This is a genomic window from Fodinibius roseus (genome assembly GCF_900129315.1).
GTDB classification, from domain to species: Bacteria; Bacteroidota; Rhodothermia; order Balneolales; family Balneolaceae; genus Fodinibius; species Fodinibius roseus.
The window spans coordinates 226,488-245,590 of record NZ_FQUS01000002.1 but is presented as its reverse complement, the minus strand read 5'-3'; the positions used below and the strand labels follow the sequence as shown (position 1 = coordinate 245,590).

At 52.8% G+C, this 19,103-nt stretch carries 9 protein-coding genes; 2 read left to right on the top strand and 7 right to left on the bottom strand.

Translation table 11 applies throughout. The features are described from left to right. Positions 1-419: 419 nt before the first annotated feature. From BUB16_RS02870 to BUB16_RS02840, 7 genes are all read right to left on the bottom strand, one after another. Positions 420-4,232 (bottom strand): hydantoinase B/oxoprolinase family protein, encoded by a 3,813-nt coding sequence (locus tag BUB16_RS02870; protein WP_073059376.1) that lies wholly within the window; start codon positions 4,230-4,232, stop codon positions 420-422. A 238-nt stretch (positions 4,233-4,470) separates the two neighbouring features. Continuing rightward, the gene (locus BUB16_RS02865) at positions 4,471-7,086 is read right to left on the bottom strand and encodes a sialidase family protein (protein ID WP_073059316.1); all 2,616 of its coding nucleotides are present in this window, start codon (positions 7,084-7,086) and stop codon (positions 4,471-4,473) included. Between the two features lie 261 nt (positions 7,087-7,347). Further along, positions 7,348-9,213: a gamma-glutamyltransferase family protein gene (locus BUB16_RS02860; protein ID WP_170864264.1), complete on the bottom strand. Its 1,866-nt coding sequence runs from the start codon at positions 9,211-9,213 to the stop codon at positions 7,348-7,350. 221 nt (positions 9,214-9,434) lie between these two features. Continuing rightward, positions 9,435-10,634, bottom strand: a complete 1,200-nt coding sequence (locus tag BUB16_RS02855; RefSeq protein WP_170864263.1) for a RagB/SusD family nutrient uptake outer membrane protein — start codon at positions 10,632-10,634, stop codon at positions 9,435-9,437. Between the two features lie 64 nt (positions 10,635-10,698). After that, entirely contained in the window at positions 10,699-14,025 is a 3,327-nt protein-coding gene (locus BUB16_RS02850; RefSeq protein ID WP_170864262.1) for a SusC/RagA family TonB-linked outer membrane protein, read from the bottom strand. Positions 14,026-14,093: 68 nt separating this feature from the next. Beyond that, entirely contained in the window at positions 14,094-15,167 is a 1,074-nt protein-coding gene (locus BUB16_RS02845) for a FecR family protein (RefSeq protein ID WP_073059312.1), read from the bottom strand. 430 nt (positions 15,168-15,597) lie between these two features. After that, a complete protein-coding gene (locus BUB16_RS02840; RefSeq protein WP_073059311.1) occupies positions 15,598-16,173 on the bottom strand; it encodes an RNA polymerase sigma-70 factor in 576 nt (191 codons plus the stop codon). A 478-nt stretch (positions 16,174-16,651) separates the two neighbouring features. On the opposite strand from BUB16_RS02840, the gene BUB16_RS02835 reads away from it, so the two are divergent. Continuing rightward, the gene (locus BUB16_RS02835) at positions 16,652-17,080 is read left to right on the top strand and encodes an Hsp20/alpha crystallin family protein (RefSeq protein WP_073059310.1); all 429 of its coding nucleotides are present in this window, start codon (positions 16,652-16,654) and stop codon (positions 17,078-17,080) included. A gap of 444 nt (positions 17,081-17,524) precedes the next feature. Beyond that, positions 17,525-19,012 (top strand): Do family serine endopeptidase, encoded by a 1,488-nt coding sequence (locus BUB16_RS02830; RefSeq protein WP_073059309.1) that lies wholly within the window; start codon positions 17,525-17,527, stop codon positions 19,010-19,012. Positions 19,013-19,103: the final 91 nt, after the last annotated feature.

The following is a 19,103-nucleotide window of genomic DNA, read 5'->3' as shown; positions in this document are numbered from 1 at the left end:
ACTTAAAACGGATCATAATATAACTGCTCCGAGCGATCAAGTCTTCAACAAACCGTTAAGTAAATGTTATAAAAAAAATACAATGCTTAATTTGCCAAGCTTTAAATAGGAAATAACTATGCATTCATAAAACCCACACCCAGATAGTAGTATCAGCACTTCATAAATCCCTTTTTGATTATAAATAATACAAAAAAATATTCATTTCAAACCCGGACTTATTTTTATCAGGATTTACTTATTAAGTCCTTAACAAAAACCGTATCACTATTTGCAACTCTCGAGAGAGAATCTTTTGTAAAAATAGGGTTGACAGTTTCTAACATTCCCATGCAATAGATGCTGAAATCCCGTGGAAGCAGAACATGGCAGGATTCTACAAAAGCGTTTCGTTATATATGTTATATAGAAGTAAGCTTTCACTCCCCTCCAAACCCACCGCCCCCGGGCGTTTTCAGGATAAAACGATCGCCTTTGTCAAGCGACCGGCCCTCCACCGGTTCCAGTCTTTCGCGCCGGCCGTCCTTATACACCACCCACTGTTCACCCGGCTTTCCCCTTTCCCCGCCCTGCAGGCCATACGGCCCTGCTGTCCGGTGTTGCGATAATACGGTAAGCTCCACCGGCTGCAGAAAGGTGATCTGGCGAAGTATGCCGTTTCCTCCCTTCCATTTCCCCTCACCGCCGGATCCTTTTCGGATGGCATAGCGGTCCAGCCGAACCGGGTACCGATGCTCCAGAATTTCGGGATCGGTCCCCCGCGTATTGGTCATATGATGGTGCACTGCATCACTCCCGGGGAAAGAGGGTCCCGCACCGGTGCCTCCTCCCACGGTCTCATAATATCCGAAATGATCATTCCCGAACAGCACATTATTCATGGTTCCCTGGCTGCAGGCCGCACGTTCGAACGGCTTCAGCAGGGTATCGACCAGCCGCTGGCTGACCTCCACATTCCCGCCGACCACCGCCGGGCATTGGGCGGGGTCGCTGTCAAAATCAGGGTTGAGCAGGCAGGGCGGCAGATGCAGCTGCACCGGCTTGAGAATCCCTTCATTCAGGGGGATCTGCTCGTCAATCAGCAGCCGCAGTACATACATGACCACGCTGTTTACGATGGCCGGCGTGGCATTTAGGTTGTGGGGGTGCACTTCGCCGGTGCCGGAAAAATCCAGCCCAATGGCATCCTCCCCAATCTGCAGCGATACCCTGAGCGGAGTCCCGTCGTCCAGCGATTCTTCGCTTAGATAGCGGCCGGACGGTATTTTGTTGATTGTCTCCCGCATTTTGGTTTCGGCATGGTCACGCAGGGCATTCATATAATAATGTACTTCCCCGAAACCGTGCTTGCGGCACAACTGCCGCAGTCCTTCCGCCCCGCGGTGGTTAGCCGCCACAGCGGCCTGCAGGTCCGCCATATTTTCCTCTACATTCCGGGTGGGATGGGCAGCTTCCAGCATGTGGTTTCTGATGTGATCCCACCGCTGCTCTCCCTTTCTAATCAGGTGCATGGGAGGGATGACTACGCCCTCTTCCTCGAGACTCGTTGCCGCCGGGGGCATCGATCCGGGCGCGGTCCCCCCTATTTCCGCATGATGGGCCCTGCTGGCGGCATACCCGATCAGCTGTTCCTCCCGGGTATACACCGGGGTCACCAGCGTAACGTCCGGCAGGTGCGAGCCGCCATAGCCCGGGTGATTGGTGATAACGACATCCCCCGGCTGCATCGCAATACTTTCCCTGAGGCGCCTGACACATAATCCCAGCGCTCCCAAATGCACCGGAATGTGGGGAGCATTGACGACCAGCTCCCCCTGGGCATTCAGGAGGGCGCAGGAAAAATCCATCCGGTCTTTTACATTGACGGAAAGAGCGGTCCGCCGAAGCATCTCCCCCATCTCCACAGCGATGGAGGTAAACCGGTTGGTAAACAGTTCCAGCCTGACCACTTCGGAGGAAGTAGCCTCATCCTCATCCGTTTGGGTCCCCTCCCGGTCTTGATATGCCATTTCCAGCGCGCCCGTACCGGTGACTTCCATCTCCCACTGCGGCTCCACCACAATCGTACTGTGGGGATCCAGCACTAATGCGGGTCCCGTTAGGCGGCTCCCCGGCTTTAATGCGGACCGGAGGAAGACGGGGGTCCGGCGGTTGGTCCCGCTAAACCCGATCTGTTTGTGGAATGCCGGCTCCGGCGTATGAGCAGGGAGATCTCTCGGCCTCTTTTCAGCGCCGCCCGGTACTGTTGAAGCAACGACCCGCATGCTCTCCACCTCAACGGTGCGATTCGGTACCCAGTGGCCATACCGCTCCCTGTACGCTTCTCTAAAGGCCTTTTTAAGGTCCACCCCCTTTTCTAAAGCGATCTCCAGCGAGGTCTGCTGCCCGGCCAACCGCAGAGATACCATTTGCCGGCGGATGACGATATCGTCCTCAGCGATGCCGGACGCCTGCAGTTTTCGGGAAGCCTTTTCTCCCATCCGTCGTCCCCTGTCCGACAGCTGTCCCTCTACCTCCTCCAGCGGCTTCAACAGCTGTGATTCCTCAAATTCTTCTATTTGGGCGCTCCCCAGCCCGTGGGCACTCAATAAGCCTGCATCTTCCGGGATTAATACGGTTTTGATGCCCAGTCGCCGGGCAATCGCGCAGGCATGCTGTCCCCCGGCCCCGCCAAAAGCGACCATGGCATATTCACGGACGTCGAACCCTTTGCGAACAGAGATCTTGCGGATGGCATCGGCCATGCGTTCGTTGGCAATCCTCAAAAAACCCGTCAACACGTCCCGCTTCGAAACGGACGCCTCCCCGGTGGCATTCACTTCTGAAACGAGTTTTTCCAACTGCTGTTCGGCTGATGTTCGATCCACCGGAATATGAAAGTTTTGAGGATCCAGCCGTCCCAGCAGCAAATTCACATCCGTCAGGGTCAGTGGTCCCCCTGCCCCGTAACAAGCCGGGCCCGGTCGGGCGCCTGCACTTTGGGGGCCCACACAAAGCTTATATCCATCGAAGTGACAGACGGAGCCTCCTCCGGCGGCTACCGATTCAATATTCAGAGCCGGGGCCACAAGCTGTGCATCACCGACCGTATGTTCAAAGACATACTCAAAATCGGATTCGTACCGAGCCACATCCGTGCTGGTCCCTCCCATATCAAAGGAGATCACCTTGTTATACCCTGATGCTTTTCCTGCGGCTGCAGCTCCCACGACGCCCGCCGCCGGACCGCTTAACAGGCTGTCCTTCGGAGCGTAGTCCTCCTTGAGAGTGAGTCCCCCTGCACTGGTCATCACATACATATTCCGGTCCGGAATCACCGACTGTACCTCATCAAGGTACTGCTGGATTATCGGAGCCAGGTAAGCGTTTACCACGGTCGTCTCAGCCCGGGTGAGTATCTTTATAAAGGGACTGAGTTCCGAGGAAACGGAGACGCTTTTAAACCCTTTCCGCACCAGCCATTCCTTCATTTGCTGTTCATGGGCATCATTTTTATAGCTGTGCATCAGCACTACCGCAACCGATCTTATCCCGCCTTCCAGCATCTGCTCCACCTGGGATTCCAGCGAAGCAGTCTCCAGCGGCTCCAGTACCGTACCTTCGGCATCCAGCCGCTCGTCAACCTCTACAACTTTGTCGTAAACAGGCCTTCGTTTCTCTATATTCAGTGCAAAAAGATCAGGTCGCTGCTGGTTGCCGATCTCCAGCAGATCGGCAAATCCGCGCGTCACCAAAAGGGCGGTCGGTTCCCCTTTATGCTCCAGCAAAGCATTGGTAGCCTTGGTCGTGGCCAGGCGAAACTGCAGGGGAGGCAGGGACCGCCGGCGGGAGGTCCGGGTCACCATCCGCGCCGCCAGTACCGGGGCTTCCTCCTCCGACTGCACCTCAAAAGAAGGGATATCACCGGGTATTTCAAGGGGACGATCAAGCGTGAGGGTAGAATTCCGGCTGTCAAAGCCCGTCACTTCCGCAACCGCTTCGTCACTCCCCGGTTCCAGGAGTCTGAATTGAAATCCCTTGATAAAATCATCGGGCACTTCCCAGTCCTGTTCAATCTTAACCGTGGAAGCGGGGCCGGTCACTCCGGAAACAACTACTTTTCCCCGCAGGCAGCTGCTGGACAGGACCTTCACCCTTTTGCGATCTCCTTCTGGGTCGACAGCGATACAGTCCGTAAAAGTACCGCCGGTATCAATCCAAACCTGCCAGCTTTTATCTTTGGGGCTTTTCACCAATAAACCAAAATTTTTTTATAATAATATCAAATTAACCTTATAATATTTAATTAATATAACATTTTTCCCATGTTTTTTAAACACCCTATTATTAGATGCCCGCAAGAAAAAGTCATACCGCCGGGGGCGCTTCATCGCATGGCTTAACCCTGGCAAGCCGGGCACCATGCGGGACAGACGTCAAGCCTCCTTTGCCGGGCCCTGAAATGCGGTGGTTATCACCTCATTCATCCGGCTACAGTCCCTTGAGCCGCGCAATATGGATCAAATTGTCAATGGCGTATTCACCCCCGACGATGGAAGGCTCAAGCCATTCGGTAGCAATGACCCAGGTCTCATTCTCGCTTATTTCGGTGACGCCCAGATTATCCAGGGAACCGCCGCGTTCGGCCGGGATAATCGCCCGCCCGGTTTCCCCAACGATATGCAGTGATTCAGGATCCACCTGCGCAAGCATCAGTGATTTACCCCCTTCAGTAAGGTAAGCAAGGTACAGGTTACCGCTATGCGGAACCCACTGCTGCCGGCTGCTGTTACCCGCCAGAGACGAACCATCTTCAAAGTTCAGGGACTGCGGTTTATCAAAGGTGAGCCCGTTTTCGCTGCGGGCGACGTATACCTCTTCGTCGCTGCGGAAGGTCAGATAGTAGCGGCCCCTGTACTCGGCAAGGGAGGGTTCATAACGTTCAGCTCCGGCATCTACAGTCAATGGGTTGCCGTGTTCGACATATTCAAGGGTTTCCCCGTCAAACCGGCTGCGAACAACGGTAATCTGGCGCTGTGACCCCTCTTCATTCATGCCATGGACCGGGAACAGGACAGAGCCATCCTCCAGGTCGACGCGGCGACCGGAAGCAACCGCTCCCTCATCTATCCCGATACCGGAGGGCAGTCCAAAGGTATGCCAGTCCGACCACCGTTGCGCTTGTTTGTCAAAAGTGGCGTAGGCGATAGCGCGTTGTTTGCCGGCTACCACGTTATTTTCATCATACACCGCACTGTGTCCGATGCCCAGCAAAGTCTCGCTGTCCGCATGATATTTCGGAACAAAATCACTGACCAGGCGGTCATGTCCCTCCTCTTTATCCAGCGCTTCCCGCTGAAACACCGGCTCCTCGAAAGGACCTTCCCAGCTCAGTCCAAGGTCGCGACTGCGAAAGTAGTGAAGTCCCCGGAGAACGTCGGGACCTGAATGCTCGACTTTATGGGTGGTAAAGATGACGGTCGGCCTGCCGATGGGATTAATCGATGCATGAGCGGGAATAACACCGGCACGCCCGTTCACCCAGGAATACTGTCCGTCGTAGCCGTATTGCAGCGCCGAACGTTCAAGGCGGTAACCGAGGTCGGCCAACCGTTTGGGATCCGGCTGGAAAGCCTCAAAGGCAAGGACCTCCCGGATGGCCGGGAGCAGTACCTGTTCGACTTCAGGGGCTACGTTCGATGCCCGGTCGCTGGCTTCATATCCTCCCTGGAAGTATTGGATTTCCGTGCTGATATACCCAGGATCATAATCACTGTAGGAAGCATTGGCAATAAAATCACCGGGATAAAGTGACTGGGCAAAGAGCTGGTACTCCACGGCCAGTTCGCCGGGGGTATGCAGGATCCGGGCTGGTCCGATACGCAGGGCGGTCAAATTGATCTCATCCCCTTCCAGCGTGCGGCGTACCCATCCGAGGTCGCTGGCAGCACCGGTAGGTTTTTCATCCATCTCCGACGCCCGGCTCAGGGTCTGTTCCAGTTCTTCCTTGATTATATGGTCACCAAGCGGCAGTGCAACCGGCTCGATACGCCATTCGAGCTGACTCGCATCCACGGGAGTGCGCTCGGTTTGCTCCCAGGCTTTGAGCATCCCTTCGGCAAGCCGGTCAGCCAGAATCTGTCGTTTTTCGGTCCACCCGTCATTCCACTTTCCCGCAGCGATGTTGCCTCCCGCGCCGTTAAAATGAACCTGTCGGATTCCGGTCTTTGTTTCAAAGGTGCTGCGGGCAATACCTACAAAATCGGGATTGGCCCCGCCGGTACGGTAGTAACTCTGCGGGTGGGTCGTATAATAACTGAGTACGGCGTGCGGCTCATCTCCGTTCCAGAAACTCACCAGCCTGACTTCCGGGTCGATAGTGCCTACCGGCGCCCGCTGGGCCTCTACGTCGCTCGTGGAGCTCATGCGTCCCAGAAACTCCTTCCCCTCCCGGTTCACCTGGCGTCGGTTCGAAGCGACTTTTTCGACCAGGGCTGTGCCGGTCCCCACATGGGTAACGGTCCGTAGATCATTTTTCATAGCCTCCCGGAGAGCTTCGGCCGATCGCTCGATGGTCTGTTCCACAAATGCCCGGTTATCCACATTGGTCCCCGCCGGATCAATACCATACTCATTGAGAATATCCAGGGCTTTAAAGTCAGCTCTCGGGGCATCATGCTGGTGCAGCGCATGCAGTGAGACACGGTCGGGAGTGGTGCCGGCCGCCCCGGCAAGAGCTTCCTTCCAGGCCGCCGCAGCCCTGCTTTTGACACCGATCCAGTCAACAGCACATAAAACAATGGGATCTCCGTCGCCGGCGATCACGATCCCCCGGGCAGAGAGCGGTTTTTCAATTCTTTTCGTAGGATTGTAGGCCAGGGGCTCACCAATATCAGGCGTGGCGTCCGCCTCAAAAGTAGCAACCTGTATCTCGCCCGGATCGTTTTCGCTGTCACTCTGTGCTTTTCCAGGGACAACAACAGCTGTGAGAAGAATAGCCGTAATAATAAACGCCTGTGCGGAAAAAGAACGGCCTGCAAATAAGCAAGGCATTTTGTTCGGGAGGGTACAGCACCAGCTAAAGGAGGTAATAATATGTTTTTCCATCGGTTTTTGCCATTTATTTTAGCTTCTTGTGATTTGTCCCCTTTAGCACGGCATTATTATCAATAATTTGATCTCATGCAAGGTCCACTGTCCCTCCGGTGCTCAAGTTACGGCCAGGCGGATTAACCAGTAACTAAGGTAAGACTATCGCCGGCGACAAAAACAGTCGCCTGAAGGGTACTCACAGGTCATGAGAGAAGTATGGCACTTGATTTTCTTTTACAAAAGCCAACCGAAATCAAGGATGCTGCATGCTGCCCACTAAAAGCCCCGGGGCTCGCCGTCGTGGCGGGGATCGGAAACCCCGATGATTTTCCCCTCCTCGACTGAAACAAGATATAACCGGGCATATCCACTTGAAAGGGCCTGAACGTCATATCCCATGTTTCGCACCTTCGCCAGCACATCATGGTCAAATCCCTTTTCTACCTGTACTTCCGGATTCGAGGAACCGGGAAAGATCCGCGGCATTCTCACTGCGTCAAGCGGATCCAATCCATACTCGAGAATATAGACAATATTCTGCAATATGGCCGTGGGAATTCGTCCCCCGCCCGGGGCGCCGATGACCAGGCGGACTTCCCCATCCTCCAGGATAATCGTGGGAGAAATAGTGGAAGCACGGATACGGTACGGGTGACTGGAATTCCACTCTTTCTCCCCATCCAGATAGGAAAAATTAAAACCGGAATTATTTAACAAAAACCCGTTAACCCAGGCTCCGGACCCGAATACATGGCTTAAGGTCGTTGAAAAGGATACTGCGTTGCCCTCCGGGTCGACGACGGATATATGCGTTGTCTCCCCGGCTCCTTCCTCTGCGTACTCATAGTTATCATTGTCAAAGGAATCCGCAGTATGGGCATAGCTTGCGGCCGGCCGTTTGATTTCAGGTCTGTCAGGCTTCTCCAGGTCTGCTGAACGCCCGGCTCCCACTTCACTGCATTGCGGCAAGGTATTCCGGAGAGTATAGTCAGACGGGTCGCCGGGTTCTATCTCATCCGGCACCGTTCCCTGTCCCACCTGCTCGCGGCGCTTCTCCGCATACTCTTTGGAAATAAGTCCGGTTATCGGGATATCCTCCCAGTTCGGGTCGGTTCCGTATTCCGAACGGTCGGCAATACTCAGGCGCATGGTGGAACTTAAAATATCAAATGCCTGGGCCGAAACGATAGGCAGTCCCTGTTGGTCCAGGTCATAATTCTCCAGGATATTCAGAGCCTGTATAATATAAAAACCCGTTTGCGGTAACGGAGCCGACAATACCGTATAGTTATTGTACGAACCACAGAGCGGGACTTTGTCCCACTGCGGCTCATATTCAGCAAAATCCTTGACCGTTACCGGGTTTCCGGCCTTGTTAAGCAGCTCAACCATATCCCGGGCATTTTCGCCCCCGTAAAAGGCTGAAGCTCCCTCATCCGAAATATTTTGCAGGGTCCGCGCCAACTCCGGCTGCTTCAATATTTCGCCCACCGCGAGAGGTTCGTCACCGGGCCAGAATGTCCTCCGGGCGCCTTCGTAGCGCGAAAGCTTTTCCTCGTTGTCCCGGATGAACCGGGCAAGCGTCAGGTATACCGGAAACCCTTCCCGGGCATACCTGATGGCGGGTGCCATGACTTCTTCGCGACTCATCGTCCCATGTCGTTCGAGGGCCTGTAGTAACCCGTCCACGGTCCCGGGAATGCCCGTTGATAACAGATTAAATGCCCCGTCTTCAAACTGACTGTAGTCCAGGTCCCTGTATGTCTCGGCCCGTTTGGCGGTATAAAAATCGGCGTAATCGGTCTGCTTATTCTCATGGTCCCATATAAGCATGCTTCCACCACCCCCGATGCCCGACATATTGGGCTCCACCACATTCAGGGCAAAAGCAGTGGCAACGGCTGCATCAACTGCATTGCCGCCCTTTTCCAGCATACTGAGCCCCGCTTCGCTCGCCAGCGGGTGAGCGGAACTTACCATCGCCTCCTCGCCAACCAGCTTCTTCCCATGATCGGATTGGTAGGTTGGGGACGGATCTACCTGGGATTGCGAGGTGGCACATCCCAGCAATAAAAGTATGGAGCATAGTAATACGCTTCCCGAAAAATTTTTTTTATCCAGCTTTGGTGATGACAGGTCCATAAAAGGCATGATCAGGAATTAATTTTTAACGCATTAATAGCCCGGGTTTCGGGCCGTGATTTTTCAACCACTCATCCCGGCATAGCGGTGAGCTGACCTCCGGCCGAGAGCATCCGCCCGGAGACCGATTCCAGCCGCCGGGGAGATGAGGAGTGGCATGCCCGGTCGCATTCTCTTTCTTGTCCTCTTTCGAAGGTAAGACAACGGGCGCTTAATTCGAATTATAAATTTTCATTCATATTCAGCTCTCCCTGGCCGATGGGAACACAGCGATCCTGTGCCTCGAGATAATTATGATGTGACGGACCGGACTCTCCGTACCAGCGACGCAGGTCCCAAAATCGCCGCCCTTCCAGCCACATATCTTTTCCTCGTTCTTCCTGCAGATGCTGCCAGGCTTCCTCCATACTGCCGGCACTTAAAGGATCAAGGCCGTGGTAGCTGCGGCCCTGGTTGATCAGTTCCATGGCTTCATTGACGTCCTGGTTTTCCCTCAACTGCATTTCCGCCCGGATCAGCAACATCTCCGTTCCCTTCGACAGGGCGATGTTATCGGCATCGGTCTCATGCTTCAGCTGGGTGATCCAGGGACTCCTTCCGTTGGCTGCTGTGGCCGTATCCCCGTCGGCTGTCCGGATCACCTCCTGGGGCAGCCTCGGGTCGTCCACCCCCTCCCAGGGGGTATCCCATACGGTATATTCTCCCCGTTCAATGGTATTGGGAGGCCAGTCGTTATTCTCCCTGCCGGTATTCAGCGAGTACACAGCTTCAAAACGATAGTCAACCGGCACCCTGCCGGCATCCTCCGCGGCCGCCGTCCAGTTGCCCCGGGCCGCCTCCATGGACGCCCGTCCGGCATATGCCGCCATTAGCAGATTTTCGTTGCCGATGTTTTCAGCGATGCCTGCCGCTTCGGTAAAGTGGTCCGCCGCCCTGTCAAAATGGACCGTGAAGTCCTGCCGTTCACCGCCATCGATGACCGCATAACAGGCGTTTTCTCCCAGTATTCGATTGGAATAACCCGCGTAAAGATACGCTTTGGCTACATTTTCGCTGCTGTTGAATTCGTCCCCGAGAATGTCATTTATTCTTTCAAGTCCGCTTTCAGCTACCCACCGGGCACGATGCGCATAGTCCCACCACGTATCAACGTCTTCGCTATTAATTTCTCCCGTACTGAAGACCGTGGGAGCAGCATACGTTCCGCTGTGTGTCATATCATCCGACCAGACGCTTCCCCATATGGTGGTCTGGCGGTAAGCGACGGACAGATCGGCCGACATTCCGACTACAATGCCCGGCACGGCTTCGGGAGAATTAAGAGCACTTTCTTCAATGGGACCCGGGTTCTGGACATCGCATCCGTGTATAATGACGGATATACATGCGATTACGGTAACAACTGAGATTTGTTTCTTCATAAGTTTGGAAATATTTGGATCGTTAAAACATTTAATAGATTTCTTGCAGATGCGCATATTTTCTCTAAAACCGGAAGTTAAATGTAGCCAGGAATGATCTGTACGTCGGCATAGCGTAATAATCCCGGCGTGCCAGGCTTCCCCGGTAGTCATCCAGTTCCGGATCCGTACCCGAGTAGTCCGTTATCGTCAACAAGTTGCGCGCCGCTATTTTCAGGGAAGCAGATTTTACGGCTCCTCTCATCCACTCCCGGGGCAGATCATACGTCAGGGACACGTGCCGCAGCTTGAAAAAATCGGTGGACTCGATCCAGTGATCATACCTGGGAGACACTTCCCCGGTATTCAGGGCGCACCTGGCCCTCTGGCTGGCCGTAAGGGAAGATTCATCCTGCCGCTGCAAGTCGTAGCACGGAGGCCAAATCCCTCTTCGCCCGTTTTGATAGGCCGTGGCATTCACCATATAGCCGCCGTACTTGTACTCGCCCAGGGCATCCAGCGTAATATTATCCATCAGCCGAACCGTGGTGCCCAGTGATATGGATTTATCGGGGTAAGCGGGACCGAAATAGGCATCCTCCTGGTATTCGGGATCAGCGATTTCATCCGGGTTCGTAATCCTGGCCCCGAATATTCCGGGCACCGGGTATCCTTCCCGTATGTAGGTCCGCCCGAAAAAGGCAACCTCGATATTATCCGTCGTTCCCAAATCCACGGCTTCACTTTCCTCTTTTGAAAAGCCGAACTTCATATCCCATTCGAGGCCCGGCCTTCTCAGCAGACCTAAATCCAGATCAAACTCAATACCACTGTTCGTGAGCTCACCGACATTGCGGACCTGTGAGGACAAGAAGCCTTCAGATGGTATGGCCGGGACGGGAATCAAGGCTTCCGTTGTGGTTTGGTTGTAATAGGTAACATCCGTGGTAATGCGTCCGTCCAGGAAACTTGCCATAAATCCGGTTTCAAACTCCCGGCTTCTCTCCGGACCCAGATCCGGGTTACCGATCTGGTTGGGGGTAAAGCCGGGCTGGCCGTCTTCCCCTGCTATGGGCGACCATGTCCGTACCGCATCGAAGGCCCCCGGCGCCTGGCCGGACTCTCCCAGGGCCGCGCGAAGCCGCATGGTATTCCACCACGAGGTGGGCCAAAAGTCATAATCGGACACCACATAGGAAGCACTCACCTTCGGGTATACCTGCAACCCGTAGTTTTCACCGAAAGCCGAGTGACCGTCTACGCGCAGTCCTGTCGTCAAAAACAGCTGATCATTGATATCGACCGCAGCCTGTCCGAATACGCCCCCGGTGGTTACCTCTATTCTGCTGTCCCCCGTTATATCCTTGCGCGCCCCTGAAATCAGGGTCGGTTCCTGGGGACCCGAAAAATCCTCGGAAAAAAGACGGGTCGTCTGGGTGTTCTCATTGAAAATCTGTGCCCCCCAGTTGACGGTCAAACCGAGATCCTGTGTAAACGAGTGCTCAAATGTGCCTAAATATTCCAGGGAAAGAACCGTTTTCTTCCAATCGACGATACTTTGTTGTCCCAATGGAGTCCGGGAATACCCAAAGTACTGGGTAGATTCCAGTTCCGAGGTATTATAGTCGTAACCAAACGTCAAGCGGTTCTGCAGGCGCTCGCTTGGATTGGCCTCTACCACAAGGCTGCTGATAAAATGCTCCCGGTTACTGATATTTTTGCTTTCCAGAATCTCCCGGTTGTCTACGCATATCGCCTCGGGATCGTCGCAACCGGATGCACCGGAAAAATTGCTTCCCGGTCCCCGTGTGACGTTCAATACGAATCCATCCCCGTTGTTGCCGGAGGGCACCCAGTCCGTATTATCATGATTATAGGAAGAGTTATAGGTAATGGTCACATCTTCAACAGGTTGAAACCGGAAGTTTCCGCGGAATCCCACTCCCCGGGTGCCGCCTCCCCCGTTTATAACGCCCTCTTCATTTTCAAATTCACCGGAAATATAATAGGAAAAATCCTGAATGCCGCTCGATACGCTCAAATTGTAACGCTGCACCAGGCCATTTTGCAGCCAGGATCCGCTGTTCGGACAGTTGGCCTCCTGAAATTCAATTCCGTCGTAGGTTTCCAATCCCTCGCCCCGGCAGCGACCGACAAACAGACCGGTCGGGTTATCCTCTTTCGGACCAAAATGGCCCATATTATTGAACCCGCCGGTAATACCTGCATTCCAGGTCGTCTGACCCGCCTCTCCCTGCTTGGTCGTTATTCTGATCACGCCGCCCGAGGCTTCGGTCCCATACAAGGTCGTAGCCGCTGCCCCCTTTACCACGTCAATGCTTTCGATATCATTGGGATTGATATCGTTCAGGGGGGAAGCCGACTGACCCGATGCCTGGTGAGTCGGGGTATCATCGCCGCTTATGCGTATGCCGTCCACATAAATAATCGGGTTGTTGCTCTGCGTGATGCTGTTGTTCCCTCTTAACCGGATGGTACCTCCGGTGCCCGGGTTCCCGGCATTGGCCAGTACCGTAGCCCCGGTAACGCGTCCGGTCAGTATCTCCTGGGGGTCGCTGGCCGCCGACGCCGCAAAATCATCCGAGTTGATCCGGGACAGGCTGGTTCCCACCTCCCGTGAGCGGGTTTCCCCGGTCGCGGTTACCACGACTTCATCCAGTCCGACCGCTTCCCTGCGTAACTCAATATTTACTTCCAGCCGGGTATCCGCTTCAACTGCAACCTCTTCCCTATACGGTTGGTACCCTATAAAGCGGGCTACAAGCGTATATGTACCTTCTTCAATGCCGGTAATTTCATACTCGCCACTGGCATCTACAGAGGCTCCCCGGTTGGTCCCTTCCAGGATGACATTAGCCCCGGGCAGGGGTTCACCGCTCCGGGCTTCAACCACTTCTCCTGCAACAGTTCCCGTTTGCTGTACCCGTTGCTTCGAAAGAGTGGGGCTGTAGCGTTTAAAGATAACCAGCTGTTTCTTCGAAGAGATAGCAAAATGCAGGCCGGTGCCTTCCAGTATTTTCCACAGTGCTTCGTTTACCGTAATCCGGTCTTCTTTAAGAGTGACCTCCTTTTCCATGGGAATATTCAACATCCCGTAAGAAAGACTGAAATCTGTCTTGCCTGCCACCTGTTCCAGGGCCTGGAGAAGGCTTCGCCGGTGGATATCCAGGCTGATCGTCTGGTGCAGCAGCCGTTGGTTTTCTCCCTCGCTGCTCTTTACAAACTCCATTTCCGGGTGCAGCTGCTGTGACTCCGCTAAAATTTGGTCGGGATCGGCATCTTGCGCCGGGGCCGACTGAATGAGCAGGAGCAGCAGCATCAGGCAAAATAGCCCCACAATTCTGTTGCCACCCCTGCCCTTATGTCCGTATCGTTGTATGACGTTTTCCATAGTAGTTTTCGTTAATAGAGAACTTTGTGTTGTCTTATTATTACTTATTGGTACCATCCGTAACAATCTTAGCTCTGCTCAGTGATATCTGAAAAAATAACCTTATGGTCCGCCGGACGCCGGTAATTGAGGTCCAGGGAAAGTGCTATGATGCCAAGGACCTCATTCAGGGATTCTTCCCGGAAAGTTGCCGTTAAAAGGCGTTCACCCAGATCGGCATTTTCAAGGTCTACCGTTATGTTATACCATCGTTCCAGTCTCGGAATAATTTGTCGCAGCGGAGTTTTCTCAAAAACCAGCTTGCCATCTTTCCATCCCAGGTACTGAGCCATCGAATGCGTTAATAACTGCTGGCGTATCGTGCCGTCTTTCTCAACTTCGGCCATTTCATTTGCCTTTAATTCCGCTGCCTCCCCGGGTTGGGGCGAATCGGGCTGTATGCCGAAGCGAACCCGGCCCTCTTTTACAACCGCATGTACTTTTGAGTCCCCGGGATAAGCGGAGATACCGAACTTCGTGCCTAATACACGGGTATAGGTTTGTTTTGAATAAATGATAAACGGGCGGTTCCGGTCGGGAACCACCTCAAAGTAAGCCTCTCCCTGCAGGAATACCTCCCGCCGTTCGCTGTCAAATTCGGATGCAATCTCCAGCCTGCTGTCAGCATTAAGGGTAACTTTTGAACCATCCCTCAATGTAAACGAGGCACGTTCACCCCTGGCTGTTTCTAAGGCCTGCCTTTCCGAAACGGCCGGCTCCGATTGCTGTGGGATGAATTGCAACAGCGACAAAATGGAAATTAACACAATAATTGCTGCGGCAGCCGTCCAGACATAGGATCGTCGACTCTCATGAGAGGAGGGGTAGTTAGCCTTATAGGACGATTTCCATCCAGGATCGCCTGCACCGTCCCGGAGGTTCATCTGCGTATGCCGGTTCTGTCGTAACCGTTTTTTAACCTGCTCATATCCTGCGGATATTTCAGGCTGAAATTCATCCCTGGGCTCAACATCCCATATTTTTTTCATGTTGCGCAACAAATTCCGGTTCTCCTCACTTTCGGAAATCCAGGATCGTACCTTTCTCTTTTCTTCTTCCGTGCACTCCCCGGAAAGATATTTAGACAGCAGTGAAGCCTCCATCGTGTGATCTATTGATTGTTATTATTTTCCGGCCTGCATATCGGACCATAGCGCAAGACAAGCGCTGACCCGATTTCTCACTCCCGGGCATTCGCGAATTCTCAATGCAACACATAGAACCATTTCACGGCCCGGTTTTTTCGGAGCGTATGATGCGTGCTAAAATCGCTCGATAACACATCAATACGAATGAAAACCCCGACCCCCTAAATATTTTTATAAATAATTTTTCAGAATATACGGGCACGTATTTTCCATACAATAGGAAGAGGGGGGTGCAGGCTTCTTGAATGGCTCTGCGAGTGGTTGGCTGCAGGAAAGGCGGGACAAGCTACCCCATAGTGCTTACGGCAACCATCTATACGGAATATTCAGGCAGCGAGAATGGAGGAATACATAGCAAGGGGCAAGTAGTATACAATCCCGTTTCTCATAAATAAAGGGCTGAAAGACTGTTTTCGAGTTCCTGACGCAACATTTCAAGCGCTTTCGTGATATGATACTCCACGGTTTTAGGTGAAATATCCAGCACATCAGCGATCTCATTATACGTCAACCCATCTTTGCGGCTGAGTTTATAAATACGACGGGTTTTTGGAGGCAGGTTTTCTATCTGCTCCTGGACAAGAGACCAAAATTTTTGTTTATCAAGGGAAGAGTTCTCAGGGTGGGTCACCGTATCACGGGTAACTTTGAGACGAGAGAGCTTGTCACGCACGATTTTTTTATGTTCGATGTAATCCAGGGCCTCGTTGCGAACCGACTGATACAGGAAAGAGCGTATGTTCCGGCCGGGATCCAGCTGATCCCGCTGCTTCCATACGTTGACAAACACCTCCTGCGTCAGGCTCTCAGCAACCGTTTCGGATTGAACATAGCGATAGGCAAAACGCGAGAGTCTGCTATAATATTTGGCAAATAATTGCTCGAAAGCCGATGAATCTCCATGGTTAAGAGCCTCTACCCATTTTGAATCATCACCATCCATTTTTTCCTCAGAACCCATCAGGCACCTTTTAGTACGAACTCCAGCGTATTGTTTTACTTAACATCCATCGAAAGCTTTGCAAAACCGTTCTTTTGGCTAATATACTTAATTTATCAAGCGTTATTTAGTTTATTTCAACCATACAATGTACTTTTTTGCCCTTTTTTGTCAGCATCTGTTGGTTAAATGCATATAAAAATTTTATCTCTCTGTTCCCCCGGAGGTGAACGCTACCACTCGATGATTCATATCCTGTTGTGGTAGTATACGGACGACCGGATTCACTGTCACAAAAACAGCCTCCTGTCGCTTTGACGAGCAGTGAATGACAACTTTTCCATCCTCTTGTCTTTTTCTGTAAAAACCGCAGTTCATCACTGGCTGAATGTCAGCCTCATTCCCTGAGACAGGTCTTGGCACAGCTGTTGCTTCTATAAAAGTGAGTTTGATTCAATCAAGTAACTTTTTTTAACAAAACGTTCAGGAGGTATTTATTATGACACTCGCAAGATATAATCGATCCAGTGATGACCTGATGTCAAAACGGTTTTCCGATATCATGGACGAGTTCTTCAATGAAGCCGTAAGTGCGCGGCGCAACAATTTTACCCCCAGCATTGATATTTCCGAAACGGATAATCAGTTCCTGATTTCCGCTGAACTGCCGGGCATGAAAAAAGAAGATATCAACATCAATCTTGAAAACAGCCGGTTAACGATCAGCGGTGAGCGCAGCTTCAAAAAAGAAGAAGAAGGCAAAAAGTTTCATCGCGTAGAAACACGATACGGTTCTTTCAACCGTTCGTTTCAACTGCCGGACAATGTGGATGAAGAGAGCATCGAGGCTTCCTATGAAGACGGTTTGCTGAACATCAGTATCGACAAGGATGAGGAAAAGGTGAAAAAACAAATTGAAATCAGCTAACGAAACAGGTGTAGACCCTTAGCTCCCTAAGACGGAAACTCCTGTGACAGGGAGTTTCCGTTTTTAATTTTATTGAGAGAAACCCGCTGTGCGGTTGGATTCCAAACAAGCCCCGGCACCCGTAAGAGCTGCAGCTCTTGCTTAGATATAAGACGCTGGGAGGGATAAACCCCCGTTAGCATGCTGTCAACACAGTTAACCGCACAACGCATGAAAAGAGGCTTTGAAAATTAAGGAATTGCCCAATGCCAAGGCCAGAGGGAGGTTGAAGACGTAGTAAACAGTCCGTATGAGAGGATTACAAGCGATATGGTCAAAAGACTGATTTTATAACCTCTTCAAAAATCAAGTTGCGGTAACCATACAATAATTACTCTCAAAAACGGTTTATTGAACTATCAGAACTTATAAAATTTATTAATTTTACTTAAAAATGGTGTTGTTATGAAAAATATACGTTCGTCTTACCTTCTTTGGGCGCTGGTGGCGATACTGCTTGTAGGTTTTTATACCATCGATCTCGATTCGGGACAGGCATCTGTGTTTACGATGCCCGACTTTAGTCCCACTACCGAGGTTGAGAAAGCCGACCAGCAGTCCGTCCCCACCCTCAAAGACTTTAATGATGCGATTGTGAATATAGCCGAGGAAACCAGTCCCACGGTCGTAACCGTTACCGTGACCAAAACGATAGAGCGGCAAAACCCGCTCATGCGCTTCTTTGGCAATCCGCAGGGAGAGCCTGAGCGGTACCAGCGACAGGGACTCGGTTCCGGGGTGATTGTCTCGCAGGATGGTTATATCCTGACGAATAATCATGTGGTGGCCAATGCCGACGAGGTCGAAGTCCAGTTTTACAATGATGAACGGGCCACTGCCAAGGTGGTGGGGACCGATCCCCAGACCGATATTGCGGTGTTAAAAGTGGACAAAGAGGATCTGAATGTTATTGAGCTGGGAAACAGCGAGCAGATCCGCGTGGGAGAGATGGTCCTCGCTATCGGGAGCCCGCTTCAAGCCGATCTGGCGCACTCCGTATCCAAGGGGATCGTCTCGGCCAAAAACCGGAACATCGGCATTCTCGCAGAGCAGGGAGGCTATGAGCGATTTATCCAGACCGATGCCGCTATTAACCCCGGCAACTCCGGCGGGGCGCTGGTCAATATGGATGGCGAGCTGATTGGCATCAATACCGCTATCGCTTCGCGCTCTGGCGGCAATGACGGCATCGGCTTTGCAGTGCCCATCGATATCGCTAAAAGCGTTATGAAATCGATTATCGAACACGGCCACGTGGTGAGGGCCTATCTCGGCATCTCAATGGGCGGCGAAGTCGATGCTACCATGGCGAAGGCCCTGGACCTTGGTAAGCCCTATGGAGTTATTATAGGAAGCGTTGCGGAAGATGGTCCCGCCGAAGAAGCCGGCCTGCAGGAAGATGATGTCATTCAGGCCATTGACGGCGAAGCGGTGCGAAGCTGGCCCGCATTCCGGACGGCTATCGGTACCGCTTCGCCCGGAGATGAGGTAACCCTGACGATCAACAGGGATGGCGAAACGAGGGACATTACCGTTACCCTGGGCGAAATGCCCGAGGAGATGATGGCACAACAGAACAGGCCGGCGAATGACCAGTCGATGGACGACCAACTCGGCTTCAGCGTTCGCGAGCTCACGGCGGATATCGCCCGGCAGCTGCAGCTCGATCCGGGACAACAGGGCGTGGTCGTCACGGAAGTTACCGACGGAAGTAATGCGCAGCGCCAGGGACTTCAGCGGGGCGATGTGATCACAGAAGTCGGTCGCAATAACCCCGTAACTTCTGTTGCGGAATTCAGGGAGGCGATCAGCGCGATCGCAGAGGATGACGGAGTCGTGCTCCTGCGGGTACTTCGACAAGGCAACAAACAATATATCGCTTTTGAACTCTGATGCGTTTGAACAGCAGCGGTTAACCTGCAAAGGCCCCTCTGGATGAGCGTTCGGAGGGGCTTTTCTTATGGACGCACGGAACCCCGCCTAT